This is a genomic window from Synechococcus sp. CCY 9618 (assembly GCF_019038415.1).
Taxonomy (GTDB): domain Bacteria; phylum Cyanobacteriota; class Cyanobacteriia; order PCC-6307; family Cyanobiaceae; genus Cyanobium.
Genome location: NZ_JAFKRG010000043.1, coordinates 57574 through 69472 on the forward strand (window position 1 = coordinate 57574; position 11899 = coordinate 69472).

The following is an 11899-nucleotide window of genomic DNA, read 5'->3' on the forward strand; positions in this document are numbered from 1 at the left end:
TTCATGGCCACACCCGGCGGCCGGCAGGGGCCCCGGCTCAACTTCGGCGACGCCCTCCAGGAGGGCTGGCGTGCCTTCAGCCGCAGCCCGGCCGCGTTCGTGGGGTTCCCCCTGGTGGTGGTGGCCCTGCAGTTCCTCATCCAGCCCCTGCAGAGCCGCATCAGCAACGGTGGGGTGCCCTCCAGCGATCCGCTGGACTGGCTTCTGTACCTGATCGGGCTGACGCTGAATCTGATCCTGAATCTCTGGTGCGCCCTGGGGCTGGTGCGTGGTGCCGGCAGCGCCCTGCAGGGGGGGCGCCCCACCCTGGGCCAGCTGATGCGCTGGGATGGACCGGTGTTCCTGAGGCTGCTGCGGGCCTGGCTGCTGCTGGTGGCGGTGGTGCTCGTGCCCCTGCTCGGGATCCTGGTGCTGGTGGGCGGCCCGCTCGCCCTGCTGGGGATCTTCGCCGACCAGCTCGTGCCGATCAGCCGCACCCTGGTGGAGGTGCTGGGTCTGGCCCTGGCCGTGGTGCTGTTTCTGGCCCTGAGCGTGCTGTTGCTCGGGGTGATCTACCTGATGATCAACCAGAGCTTCCTGACCCAGATCGTGCTGTTCGAGCACACCGCCGCCAGGGCCACGCTCCTGCGCGGCCGCGCCCTGGTGGACCCCAGCTGGCTGATGGTGCTGCTGCTCACCCTGATCGAGAGCCTGCTGTTGCTGCTGGGACTGCTGGCCTGCCTGGTGGGATCGTTCGTGGCCTGGCCCCTGGTGGTCTGCATCGCCACTGCGGCCTACCGCCAGCTGGTGCTGGCCAGCGGCGATGCCGATCCCCTGCCGGCTCCCCTGAACCACTGACTCCGGCCCTCAGGCTCCGGCCCTCAGACTCCGGAGCGGAGGGCCCACGGCCCCGCCGTGACCAGCACGAATCCCGCCACCCCCAGCAGGGCCAGCAGCAGCTGGGCCAGCCGACTCACCAGCATCCCGGCCACCACCGCCAGGCCCACCAGCAGGGAGCGCCGCAGCCGGCCCAGGCCCGGGGGCCCCAGGGAGGCAGGCGCGCTGAGGAACTCTCCGAGGCTGGCCCCCAGCAGCGGCCCCACCAGGGCCCCCAGCAGGGGACCGCCCACCGGCAGGGCCGGCAGCAGCCCCAGCAGGCCCACCACCAGGCCGAGGCCAGCTCCGAGGTAGCTCCAGCGGGTGGCCTGGAGGCGGACCGGGCCCAGCAGCAGGCCCAGGGCTTCGGCCCCCCAGCCCAGCACCAGCAGCACCACGGCCACGGCGAGGGCGGGCCAGCCGGCCGCCCAGCCCACGGCCCAGCACCACAGCAGGGCGCCCAGCGGCAGCAGTGCGAGGCCGGGCAGGAGCGGCAACAGGGTGCCGGGGATCGCCAGGGCCTGGATCAGCAGCGCCAGCCACCAGAGCAGGTCGAGGCGATCGAGGCTGGGAAGGCTGGCCGACGTCATGGTGGCTGTCTCAGACCCGGCGGTGGGCCACCCGCAGCTTGGCGGAGCGGCTGCGGGGATTGGCCTGCTGCTCCTCCTCCCCGGCCACCAGGGGCTTGCGGGTGAGCCGCTCCAGGCGTGGATCCCCCAGGAAGGCGGTCTTGACGCGCCGGTCCTCCAGGGAATGGAAGCTGATCACCGCCAGCAGCCCGCCCGGCACCAGCCAGTCGGGGGCCTCGCGCAGCAACCGGTCGAGGGCCCCCAGTTCGTCGTTGACGGCGATCCGCAGGGCCTGGAAGGTGCGGGTGGCCGGGTGGATGCGGCCGCGGCGGGCCTTGGGGGGGAAGCAGCCGGCCACGGCGTAGGCCAGATCGGCGGTGCTGCGGCCGCTGCCGGTCCAGGGGCGCTCGGCCACCAGCCGCCGGGCGATGCGGCGCGACAGCCTCTCCTCGCCGAAGCCATGGATCAGGTCGGCCAGCTCGGTCTCCTCGAGCCGGTCGATCAGTTCGGCGGCGGTCTCGCCGCTTTCCGGATCCATGCGCATGTCCAGGGGACCGGCGGTACGGAAACTGAACCCCCGGGCGGGCTCATCCAGCTGGGGGCTGCTCACGCCCAGGTCGGCCAGCACCCCCACCAGCGGGGCCGGCGGGGTGAAACCGGCAAAGTTGGCGGCCACGATTGTGGCCCGATCGGCGAAAGGGGCGAGCCGTTCGGCCGCCGCGTCCCGGGCGGCGGGATCCCGGTCGAGGCCGATCAGCCGCAGCCGCGGGTGAGCCTCCAGCAGCAGGGCGCTGTGTCCCCCGCCGCCGAGGGTGCAGTCCAGCAGCAGCCCTTCCCCTGCCTCCTCCCCGGCCGGTAGCCCGGACAACCCGGAGAAGGCCTGAAGCACCGATTCGGCCAGAACGGGCAGGTGGGCGAACGTCACGGCCATCCGACCTTCCTAAGATCCCGGCACTCCGTCCCTGGCGCAGGCCATGACCCAGCTCGAGACCCGCACCGAGCCGATGGTGGTCAACTTCGGCCCCCATCACCCGTCGATGCACGGCGTGCTGCGGCTGGTGGTGACCCTCGACGGCGAGGACGTGATCGACTGCGAGCCCGTGATCGGCTACCTCCACCGCGGCATGGAGAAGATCGCCGAGAACCGCACCAACGTGATGTTCGTGCCCTACGTGAGCCGCTGGGACTACGCGGCGGGCATGTTCAACGAAGCGATCACGGTGAATGCCCCCGAGAAGCTGGCCGACGTGCCCGTGCCGAAGCGGGCCAGCTACATCCGGGTGCTGATGCTGGAACTCAACCGCATCGCCAACCATCTGCTCTGGCTCGGCCCCTTCCTGGCCGATGTGGGCGCCCAGACCCCCTTCTTCTACATCTTCCGCGAGCGGGAGATGATCTACGACCTGTGGGAAGCGGCCACGGGCCAGCGGCTGATCAATAACAACTACTTCCGCATCGGCGGGGTGGCGGTCGATCTTCCCTACGGCTGGCTGGAGAAGTGCGCCGACTTCTGCGACTGGTTCGGCCCAAAGATCGACGAATACGAGAAATTGATCACCAACAACCCCATCTTCCGCAAGCGGATTGAGGGGCTGGGGGTGATCGGCAAGGAGCAGGCGATCAACTGGAGCCTCTCCGGCCCCATGCTGCGGGCCTCCGGCGTGCCCTGGGATCTGCGCAAGGTCGACCACTACGAGTGCTACGACGACTTCGAGTGGTCGGTGGCCTGGGCGAAGGAGGGCGACTGCTACGCCCGCTACCGGGTGCGGATCGAGGAGATGCGCCAGTCCCTGAAGATCCTGCGCCAGGCCGTCACCATGATTCCCGGCGGCCCCACCGAAAACCTCGAGGCCCGGCGCATGGCCGAAGGCAAGAAAAGCGAGTGGTACGACTTCGACTACCAGTACATCGCCAAGAAGGTGGCGCCCACCTTCAAGATTCCTGATGGTGAGCTCTACTGCCGGGTGGAATCGGGCAAGGGCGAACTGGGCGTGTTCATCATGGGCAAAAATGACGTGACGCCCTGGCGCTGGAAGATCCGTGCCGCCGATTTCAACAACCTCCAGATTCTGCCCCACATCCTCAAAGGGGCCAAGGTGGCCGACATCATGGCCATCCTGGGCTCGATCGACGTGATCATGGGATCGGTGGACCGGTGAAGGCCGCCGGCCGGCGCTGGGCTCGCCGGCTCGGGAGCTGCGGCCTGCTCCTGCCGGCCGGTGTCACTACCCTGCTGGTGCTGAAGGGCCTGCATCCGGGCCTGCCGGGCCTGAGCTGTCCCCTGCGGGCCCTCACGGGAATCCCCTGCCCCACCTGCTACCTGACCCGGGCCACGGCGGCAAGCCTGGTGGGTCGCTTCGACGACGCCGTGGCCCTGCACGCCTTCGGGCCCGTGGTCGCGGCCGGCCTCGTGGTCTGGTCGCTGCTGGCCCTGCGCACCGGGCGGCTGGTGCCCCGGATCCTGCGGGGCCGGCACCTGGTGGTTGTGGGCGTGCTGCTGCTGCTCTACTGGGCCGGGCGGATGGGGCTGACCTACGGCATCGGCCTGCAGGCGTTTCCGCTCAGCTGAGGACGTGGCAGGCACGGCCAGGACCGTTCTTGCCGCTGATCGTGGGTGGCCTCCCTGTCGGTGCCACCGCCCAGCGGGTCTGCGCAGCTCGTCAACCAACTCCGTTGTGGCCGCGGTGGTGGCAGCCACAGAACCGGATCCCGGCCTCAGACTCGCCATGACGGACTTCTCCTCCTGCAGCGAGCGTCTAGTGTGAACTTCTCTTTACAGAAGTTCCCCCTGGAAAGCGGTCGAGTTCGATTTCTTCTCTATGCCACGGGGCCGATCTTCATCCTGGTATCGCACCTCGGTTGCCTGCTGTTGCTGGTCACCGGACTGAGCCTGGCGGCCGCGGGCTGGGCTCTAGCGCTCTATCTGATCAGGATGCTGGCCACCACCGCGATCTATCACCGCCTGATCACCCATGGCAGCTACCGGGCGCCGAGGCTGGTGCACTGGATCGGTTCCCTGGTGGGGGCCTCGGCGGGGCAGATGGGACCGAGCTGGTGGAAGGCCCATCACCTGGCCCACCATCGCCATGTGGACACCGACCTCGATCCTCATTCACCCTTGAAGCCCCAGGCGGGTCTGGGGGGGGTCTGGCGCTCGCAGGCGGGCTGGCTGCTGGCGCCCTCGTTCTTCCCGGAGCGGTTGCCCGCCGATGTGGAGGCCGATCCTGTGCTCAGGCTGATCGATCGCCTGCATTTCGTGCCCCTGCTGGCCCTGGGCGGGCTGTCCTATCTCCTCGGGGGCCCCGAGTGGCTGGCGGCCTTCTTCCTCAGCACCACCCTGCTCTTCCACGGCGTGGCCACGGTGAATTCCCTGGCCCACATCGCCGGTGAGCGGCCATTCATGACCAACGACATGAGCCGCAACAACGGCTGGGTTGCGCTGATCACCCTCGGTGAGGGCTGGCACAACCTGCATCACGCCTTCCAGTGGTCGGTGCGGCAGGGTTACGGGGTGCGAGGGGGCCGCATCAGGCAGTTACCCGATCCCACCTACGTCTTCATCCGCGGCCTCGAGCGCCTGGGCTGGGCCGATCGGCTGCGCCTGCCGGCGACGGAGGATCTGCTGGAGCGGGCACGCCCTTGAGTCGGCGACACTCAGCTGAGCACCCCCCGGTGGTAGGCGGCGTTCTGGATGTAGAACGTGGCCACCGGCACCGCCACCAGGGTGGCCAGGCCGCAGGTGCAGAGGGCCACCACCAGCACCAGCAGCCAGGCAGCCAGTTCGATCGCGGCGAATCGGCGCCCCTGCGGCGAGCCGTAGACCGCCTGGAAGGAGCTGGAGAAGGCCTCGGTGATCGGCAGATCGGTGAGGAACACCTTGTTGACGTACACGGGCATCACCAGGGTGACGGCGATCCCTGGCAGGATGCAGAGCACCAGACCCACCGCCGCCACGAGCGAGAACAGTGCACCGGCCAGCAGGTAGCGGGAGGGCCGCAGCATCAGGGCCCGGAACGCCGCTTCTGGGCCGATCGTCTCACCGCTGACGTAGTGCATGGCAGGCACCGCCACGAACAGCACCCCCACCAGATTGGAGAGGATGGTGAAGGGCAGTTGGACCAGATGTCCCAGCATCGCGGCCAAGCCGCCGGCGGCTTCCGCACTGCCCCCACCGCTGTTGGCCAGGCCCACACCCAGCACGGTCAGTGCCAGGGAGGCCACGAAGCCGATGGCGGCGATGAGGATCGTGACGACCCAGATCAGCAGAATGGTGGGGATGTGGGCCAGGAAGGCATCCCAGGCCCTTGTGATGCTGGGCGGCTCGTAGGCGATGGCGGCGGCCAAGGTACGGGGTCCGTAGTGAGCGGAACCTAGGTGCACTCCGGAGTGCCAGCAACGATGCCAGCATGGGCCGAGGGCCGCAGCGACGGCGCCACCGAGGTCCCATGCCCCCTGCCGAGCCAGCGTCCTCCCCTCCGGTCGCCCGGCGGGATGACTGGCTGCTCCTTTGCCGGACGGTCCGCTTCGGCGAGACGGATGCCGCCGGCGTGATGCACTTTCACCAGTTGCTGCACTGGTGCCACGTGGCCTACGAGGAGAGCCTGGAGCGGTTCGGTGTGGCCTCGGACACGGTCTTTCCAACCCCGGGCCGGACCCTGGCCGTCGCCCTGCCGATCGTGCACGCCAGCGCCGACTACCTGCGGCCGCTGGTCTGCGGCGATCCCCTGGCGATCGAACTGCAGCCCAGGCCGCTGGATGGCAGCAGTTTCGAGGTGCGCTACCGCTTCTGCCGGGAAGGGATCGAGGCGGCCAGGGGCCTGACCCGGCACGTGGCGATCGAGACGGCAAGCCGGCGACGCACGACGCTGCCTGACGCCATCAGCCAGTGGCTGGGGGCCAGCCAGGCCGCTGCCTGAGCCCTCAGCGCCCGGCGAGCTCCGCCGCAGGCCGTTCCTGGGGCGCCACCAACGCAGATGGGTTCGGCTGCTGCAGCGCCTCGGGCTTTTGGAGCTGGGCGGTGACCTGATCGACCACCAAGGAGCGGTAGCCGAGGAAATGCTCGTTGAGCATCAACATCCACAGGTACTGATCGAGCAGCCAGGGGCGTCGAATCGCCACCGCCAGGAGATGGTGCCAGAAGCGCCACCGGCTGGGGCGGACAAGCCCCTGACGCCAGAACAGCACCAGCACGCCGCGCAGGGCCTTCACCTGCCCAAGGTGGCGTCGCAGGCCCTTTCCCTTCCCAGCCGTTCTCCCGGGCCGGGTGGCACCCAGCTTGCCGACATAGGCATAGACCCGGTCCAGATAGGTGCGGGGGTCATAGAGCTGGGTGAAGGCCTCGAGGAATTCAGCGGCGATTTCCGGCATCGGTCGGGTAGGTCGGAAATTGACCAGGTTCGTCTGGACCCCTTCGTCGAAGCGTCCATCTCCGTGGAGCAGCCGACCCTCCCGCTCGAGCCGATGCCAGAGGGCCGTGTTGGGCAGAGCCTGGAGCACCCCGAGCATCGCCACGGGAATGGAGGTGCGGGTCACGAAATCGACAATCCGCCGGCCGGCCCCTGCCTGCTCCCCATCGAAGCCGAGGATGAAGCCGGCCATCACCTGCAGACCCTTGGCGGTGATGGCCTCCACCGCCTGCTCCAGGGAGCTGCGGGTGTTCTGGAGCTTGTGGACCGCCACCAGACTCGCTTCATCCGGTGTTTCGATGCCCAGAAACACCCGGCGGAAACCGCAGGCCACCATCTGGGTCATGAGGGCGTCGTCGGCGGCCAGATCCACGGAAGCCTCCGTGGTGAAGGAGAAAGGGAATCCCTTCTGCCGTTGCCATGCCAGCAATCTGGGCAGCAGACACTTCACGTTGCGCTTGTTGCCGATGAAGTTGTCATCGACAAGGAAAACATCCCGGCGCCAGCCCAATGCATACAGTGCCTCGAGTTCGGCCAGGAGCTGATCAGGGGATTTCGTGCGTGGCTTGCGTCCGTAGAGAACGATGATGTCGCAGAATTCGCACTGAAAAGGACAGCCACGCGAAAACTGCACGGCCATCATGTCGTAGGCCTCCAGTTCGAGCAGATCGAAGCGTGGCAACGGAGACAGGGAGACATCGGGCCTCTCACCTCCGGCTCCGAATCGGCCCCGGGTCTCGCCTCGGGCCAGGGCCGCAACGAAGGCGGGAACGGTGATCTCCCCCTCATCGAGGATCAGGAAGTCGGCCGCTGCAAGCTCCGGGGCCCCTGGGGTGGACGTGGCGAAAGGCCCACCCACAGCCACGGGAAGGTCATGGGCCCTGGCCATTTCGATCTGTCGGGCAAGATCGCGCTTCTGCACCAGCATCGCCGAGAAGATCGCCAGATCGGCCCAGGCCCAGTCCGCCTCGCTCACCTCGCGGATGTTGCCGTCGACCAGCCGAAGTGACCATGAGGCGGGCAGCAGGGCCGCCACGGTGATCAGACCCAGCGGCGGCAGCAGCACCTTGCGGCCCACCATCTCGAGTACCCCATCAAAACTCCAGAAGGTCTTCGGGAAACGGGGATAGACCAGCAGCACATTCATGGCGAAGCACACAGCTCATCGCCCTCAGGAATTCCGGGGGGAAAGGGAACCCTCTACGGACGGTTTTCATCGGTCGGTTGCATCCTCGCCAGAACCGGGGCGAAACCATCCCCCTCCGACGCCGAGCATCTGCAGCGTTCTTCGATGTCCTTGCCGTTCCCCCGGAGGATCAGCGCCGGTGCAGGACAGCCCACAGGAGGGCGGCCAGCTGCAGGGGCAGCAGCGCGCCCATCAGGGCCAGGGGGTGGAGTCCATCGTGGGGAACCGCTCCCAGCAGAGCGAAGCTGAGCAGGCCTCCGCCCACGAGCAGCGCCAGGACCGGCCGCCGCAGGGCCCTGGCGGCGGCCGGATCGGCGGCCATCAGAACCACTCCCGGGTGGCATCGATGTACTGGGCCTGGAACTCCGCCGGGCTCTTGGTGAGATAGATGACCCCTTCGATCAGGCCGATGATGCCCATCACCGAAGCACCGAAGCCGCAGGTGAGCACGGTGACCAGCAGCATGATCAGCCCGGGCTTGCTGTAGCCGAGCACGAACTTGTGGATGCCGAGGGAGCCCAGGAAGATGGCCAGCAGTCCTGCCGCCAGCTTCTTGTTGCTGGTCTCGACGCTCTGACTGTCGGTCATCGGTGCGGGTGCCGTTCAGAGGGCTTCTAGCGAGTCCAGCCACCGCTGCCAACGGCCCCGCTCCCACTTGCCCGCCGCAGTCGGGGCCAGGGCAGGACACAGGTGCCAGCGGCGGGGCCGTTCGGCGGGGGGCCAGCCGGAGACGATGGACTGCAGAAGTTGCAGCAACCTGGGACCGTCGTCCCCCCGGCACGGACGCACCAGGGCCTCGAGTCGCTCCCCCCATTCCGGGTCCGGGCGGGCCAGCAGCAGCAGGGCCTCCAGGGGGGCGCCCCGCCGGGCCGCAGCCGCCTGCAGCCGTTCCTCCAGCCGCTCCGGAAACACAGTCTCACCACCGCTGTGCAGGGCCCCGTCCAGCCGCCCCAGCACCTCCAGCCCCTGCGGACCGATCCGGCCGGCATCGCCGCTGCGCCACCAGCCGCCAGGTTGCAGCGGCAGGGGCAGGAACCGCCCCGCCTCCAGATAGCCAGGACTCAGCCGGTCACTGCGAACCTCCACCGCTGCGGTGGAGCCATCGAGGCGCAGGGCCACACCGGCCAGCGGATCACCGCAGCCGATCCCACCGGCCAGAAACCGCTCCGGCGGCAGGGCGCAGACCATGGCGGCGGTTTCGGTGGCGCCGTAGCAGGGGGCCAGGGGCAGGCGGGCGCGGCGGGCGGCCTCCGCCAGGGACGCCGGCAGGGCAGCCCCGCCCACCCAGATCACGGCGCAGCCGGCCAGCCAGTCGATGCCGGCAGGGCTGGCCAGCAGCCGGGCCAGCTGGGTGGGGACCAGCGACAGCAGCACGGGCCGGTCGCGGGGCAGGGGACACGCCTCCGCCAGGAGCGCCGCCGAGCGCATCAGCGCCGGAGCCAGCCAGCCCAGCTCCGCCCCCCAGCGGCGGGCGCGCACCAGGGGCAGCAGGCCGCTGACGTGGTGGAGCGGCAGGGGATCCAGGTGCAGGCAGTCGGCCGGCTCCAGGCCCCGGGCCAGCAGCCAGTCGGCGGTGGCATCGGCGGCGGCCTGGAGGTGAGCCAGGGGCTGCAGGCACCAGTGCCGCTGCCCGGCGCTGCCGCCGCTGCCCAGCACCACTGCGGCCCCGAAACGGCCCAGGGGCTCTCCCGGGCCGGCGCACGGCCCGAGGGCCAGGGCCAGATCCCTCCGCTGGCCAGGGCCTGCCAGGGCCACCAGCCGCCGCTCCCGCCAGGCCGCCTCAAGCGTCGCTGCGGCGTCCTCCGGAGCGACGCCGGTGGTGTCGAGCAGCAGGGGCGCCCCGGAGAAATCCCCCATGGCTCAGGCCACCGCCCCCCAGACCCGTTCGGGGTCGGGGTCGAAGAGGGGGCCGCCCGGCGACCAGCCCGGCGCCAGCCCGGGGGCCGTCGGCGTCGGTCCCCGGACCTGCAGGGCGGCCAGGTGGGCCGTCCAGCGGGCGCCGATGCCGGTCTCGAAGCCGGTGCTGAGCATCAACCGGGGTGCCCCCTGACGCAGCAGGGCCAGCAGACCACGGGGATCGCCCTCCTGGGACGGACGCCGCACCTGCCAGCCGCCCCAGCGCTCACGCAGGGCCGGACGCCGCACCAGGGATTCGTCGAGGGCCACCGGAATTCGCTCCCCCAGTCGCTCGAGGCCTTCCTGATCAACCGCCGTGAGGGGCTGCTCCAGCCAGTCCAGCCGCGGGTCCCCCGCCAGCCGATCGGCCCAGGCGGCAGCGGTGCTCCGGTCCCAGCCGCCGTTGGCATCCAGCCGCAGGCGGCCGTCGGCGGGCAGCCAGGCCAGCAGGCGCTCCAGCAGGGCTCGCTCCAGCCCATCGTTCAGCGCCGCCACCTTCCATTTGAGCGTAAGTGGCGCCGGCATGGGGCCGCTCCTGCCCGGGAGACGCTCCAAGACTTCGAGCATCGCGTCACCGGCGGGAAGCAACCACGCCGACGGCGGTGCGTCGAGCCAGCCGCCAGCCCCCCCAGCAGCCACTTCCCCGTCGATCTCCGCCAGGGCCGCCCCCAGGGCGAAGCCGACAGTGGCGGGCAGCCCCGGCAGGGCCCGCTCCAGATCACCCCGACCCGCGCAGGGCAGCAGAGCCTCCAGGGCCATGGCCACCGCCGGCCTGTCATCCGGATCCAGGGGCGCCGCCTCTCCCCAGCCCAGAGACCCGTCAGAGGCCTCGAGCCGCAACAGCCAGCCCTGCTTCGCCTCCACCCTGCCTGAGGCCGTGACCAGGGGCAGCGGCAGACGGAAGCCGAAGCGACGCCACTGCAGCTTGAGGCGCTGCCCCGGGAGCGCCACGGCGGCAGAGGCGCTCACCGGCCCACCAGCCCGGCCAGCCCGGCCAGCCAGGGGGCCATCGCCAGGCCGCAGGCCAGACCGAAGCCGTTGAGCGCCTGGAAGCGCAGGGCCAGGAACTTGCTGCCGACGATGCGTTCCGGCCGGTGGTGCTCCTCCCCCAGCAGCCGGATCAGGGCCCGGGCCGGCGGCAGGCCGATGGCCCCCAGCAGGGCGCTCAGGGGCCACCAGCCCAGCAGCACCGGCGCCCACTGGAGCGCCAGGGCCCCGGCCACGAACCAGGGCACCAGAGCGGCGGCACGGCGGGTGCCGAGCCGCACCACCGGCGAGTTTTTGCCGTGGGCGGCGTCCTCCTCCACCTGGTGGAAATGGGAGCAGAACAGCACCAGGCAGGTGGCCAGGGCCGGACCGCTGCCCAGCACCAGGGCCGGCCCCCAGGGGATCCCCTCCGCGCCGGCGGGGGCCAGGGCGAGCAGGGCAGCGGCGGTGGCGCAGGGACCGAAGGCCAGCCAGCAGAGGGGTTCGCCCAGGCCGCGATAGCCGAGGCGGAATGGCGGCCCCTGGTAGAGGTAGCCCAGGCCGCAGCAGAGCAGCACCAGCAGCAGCACGGCGCCGCTGCTGCGCAGAGCCACCAGGGCCATCAGGGCCAGCCCCAGCACCAGGCAGCCATGGGCCAGCTGCAACACCCGGTCGCGGCGGCCGGTGAGCTGGACCACCGAATGGGGCTTCCCCTGGGTATCCACGCCGGTGTCGGCGTCGTAGGCGTCGTTGGCGAGGTTTTCCCACCCCAGCAGCAGCACCGCCGCCAGCAGAAACAGCAGCAGCTGGTCGACCCGCAAGCCCTGGCCCTGGCCCAGGCGCCACCCGGCCGCCAGCAGCACCGGCATCACCGCCACGGCATACATGGGCCACTTCAGGGCGGCACGCCAGAGGCGACGGCGCTCAGCGTCGTCGACGGCCCCCGGGGCGTAACGGCTTGCGACGACCTGTGGCTCGGACATGGGGGCCGCGGGCGTTGGGTGGGGAAAGGCCCATACATT

The 11899-nt window shown here is 70.2% G+C and carries 14 protein-coding genes; 5 read left to right on the plus strand and 9 right to left on the minus strand.

Annotated elements, in window-relative coordinates:
- Nucleotides 1-3 precede the first annotated feature (3 nt).
- Complete coding sequence (locus tag KUG41_RS10605) at nt 4-837, plus strand: hypothetical protein (RefSeq protein WP_216903970.1); 834 nt, start codon at nt 4-6, stop codon at nt 835-837.
- A 23-nt stretch (nt 838-860) separates the two neighbouring features.
- On the opposite strand, the gene KUG41_RS10610 is transcribed toward KUG41_RS10605, so the two are convergent.
- Both KUG41_RS10610 and rsmH read right to left on the minus strand, forming a co-directional pair.
- Nucleotides 861-1445 (minus strand): DUF456 family protein, encoded by a 585-nt coding sequence (locus KUG41_RS10610; protein WP_216903972.1) that lies wholly within the window; start codon nt 1443-1445, stop codon nt 861-863.
- A gap of 10 nt (nt 1446-1455) precedes the next feature.
- Nucleotides 1456-2355, minus strand: a complete 900-nt coding sequence (rsmH, locus tag KUG41_RS10615) for a 16S rRNA (cytosine(1402)-N(4))-methyltransferase RsmH (RefSeq protein ID WP_216903974.1) — start codon at nt 2353-2355, stop codon at nt 1456-1458.
- 43 nt (nt 2356-2398) lie between these two features.
- Here rsmH and KUG41_RS10620 point away from each other — a divergent pair, with 43 nt between their 5' ends.
- The 3 genes from KUG41_RS10620 to KUG41_RS10630 all read left to right on the plus strand — a co-directional run bounded on the left by KUG41_RS10620 (nt 2399) and on the right by KUG41_RS10630 (nt 5067).
- A complete protein-coding gene (locus tag KUG41_RS10620; RefSeq protein ID WP_216903976.1) occupies nt 2399-3583 on the plus strand; it encodes an NAD(P)H-quinone oxidoreductase subunit H in 1185 nt (394 codons plus the stop codon).
- The gene (locus KUG41_RS10625; RefSeq protein WP_216903978.1) at nt 3580-3993 is read left to right on the plus strand and encodes a DUF2752 domain-containing protein; all 414 of its coding nucleotides are present in this window, start codon (nt 3580-3582) and stop codon (nt 3991-3993) included. Before KUG41_RS10620 ends, KUG41_RS10625 begins: the two co-directional genes overlap by 4 nt.
- Before the next feature lie 300 nt (nt 3994-4293).
- Nucleotides 4294-5067: an acyl-CoA desaturase gene (locus KUG41_RS10630; protein ID WP_254217124.1), complete on the plus strand. Its 774-nt coding sequence runs from the start codon at nt 4294-4296 to the stop codon at nt 5065-5067.
- 11 nt (nt 5068-5078) lie between these two features.
- On the opposite strand, the gene KUG41_RS10635 is transcribed toward KUG41_RS10630, so the two are convergent.
- Nucleotides 5079-5768: a hypothetical protein gene (locus tag KUG41_RS10635; RefSeq protein ID WP_216903982.1), complete on the minus strand. Its 690-nt coding sequence runs from the start codon at nt 5766-5768 to the stop codon at nt 5079-5081.
- Between the two features lie 101 nt (nt 5769-5869).
- On the opposite strand from KUG41_RS10635, the gene KUG41_RS10640 reads away from it, so the two are divergent.
- Nucleotides 5870-6340, plus strand: a complete 471-nt coding sequence (locus KUG41_RS10640) for a thioesterase family protein (protein WP_216903984.1) — start codon at nt 5870-5872, stop codon at nt 6338-6340.
- Nucleotides 6341-6344: 4 nt separating this feature from the next.
- On the opposite strand, the gene KUG41_RS10645 is transcribed toward KUG41_RS10640, so the two are convergent.
- The 6 genes from KUG41_RS10645 to menA form a co-directional block, all read right to left on the minus strand.
- Nucleotides 6345-7976: a B12-binding domain-containing radical SAM protein gene (locus KUG41_RS10645; RefSeq protein WP_216903986.1), complete on the minus strand. Its 1632-nt coding sequence runs from the start codon at nt 7974-7976 to the stop codon at nt 6345-6347.
- Between the two features lie 169 nt (nt 7977-8145).
- Nucleotides 8146-8337 (minus strand): hypothetical protein, encoded by a 192-nt coding sequence (locus KUG41_RS10650; RefSeq protein ID WP_216903988.1) that lies wholly within the window; start codon nt 8335-8337, stop codon nt 8146-8148.
- Nucleotides 8337-8603 (minus strand): TM2 domain-containing protein, encoded by a 267-nt coding sequence (locus KUG41_RS10655; RefSeq protein WP_216903990.1) that lies wholly within the window; start codon nt 8601-8603, stop codon nt 8337-8339. Before KUG41_RS10655 ends, KUG41_RS10650 begins: the two co-directional genes overlap by 1 nt.
- A gap of 15 nt (nt 8604-8618) precedes the next feature.
- Entirely contained in the window at nt 8619-9872 is a 1254-nt protein-coding gene (locus tag KUG41_RS10660; protein WP_216903992.1) for an AMP-binding protein, read from the minus strand.
- 3 nt (nt 9873-9875) lie between these two features.
- Nucleotides 9876-10880 carry an o-succinylbenzoate synthase gene (locus KUG41_RS10665; protein WP_371734114.1) on the minus strand — a complete coding sequence of 335 codons (1005 nt, stop codon included), beginning with the start codon at nt 10878-10880 and terminating at the stop codon, nt 9876-9878.
- Nucleotides 10877-11860, minus strand: a complete 984-nt coding sequence (menA, locus tag KUG41_RS10670; RefSeq protein ID WP_216903994.1) for a 2-carboxy-1,4-naphthoquinone phytyltransferase — start codon at nt 11858-11860, stop codon at nt 10877-10879. The genes KUG41_RS10665 and menA overlap by 4 nt, the downstream gene beginning before the upstream one ends.
- Nucleotides 11861-11899 lie beyond the last annotated feature (39 nt).

Coding starts and splice junctions, on each gene's coding strand:
- KUG41_RS10605 (WP_216903970.1), top strand. CDS start 4: ATGGCCACACCCGGCGGCCGGCAGGGGCCCCGGCTCAACTTCGGCGAC.
- KUG41_RS10610 (WP_216903972.1), bottom strand. CDS start 1,445: ATGACGTCGGCCAGCCTTCCCAGCCTCGATCGCCTCGACCTGCTCTGG.
- rsmH (WP_216903974.1), bottom strand. CDS start 2,355: ATGGCCGTGACGTTCGCCCACCTGCCCGTTCTGGCCGAATCGGTGCTT.
- KUG41_RS10620 (WP_216903976.1), top strand. CDS start 2,399: ATGACCCAGCTCGAGACCCGCACCGAGCCGATGGTGGTCAACTTCGGC.
- KUG41_RS10640 (WP_216903984.1), top strand. CDS start 5,870: ATGCCCCCTGCCGAGCCAGCGTCCTCCCCTCCGGTCGCCCGGCGGGAT.
- KUG41_RS10645 (WP_216903986.1), bottom strand. CDS start 7,976: ATGAATGTGCTGCTGGTCTATCCCCGTTTCCCGAAGACCTTCTGGAGT.
- KUG41_RS10650 (WP_216903988.1), bottom strand. CDS start 8,337: ATGGCCGCCGATCCGGCCGCCGCCAGGGCCCTGCGGCGGCCGGTCCTG.
- KUG41_RS10655 (WP_216903990.1), bottom strand. CDS start 8,603: ATGACCGACAGTCAGAGCGTCGAGACCAGCAACAAGAAGCTGGCGGCA.
- KUG41_RS10660 (WP_216903992.1), bottom strand. CDS start 9,872: ATGGGGGATTTCTCCGGGGCGCCCCTGCTGCTCGACACCACCGGCGTC.
- menA (WP_216903994.1), bottom strand. CDS start 11,860: ATGTCCGAGCCACAGGTCGTCGCAAGCCGTTACGCCCCGGGGGCCGTC.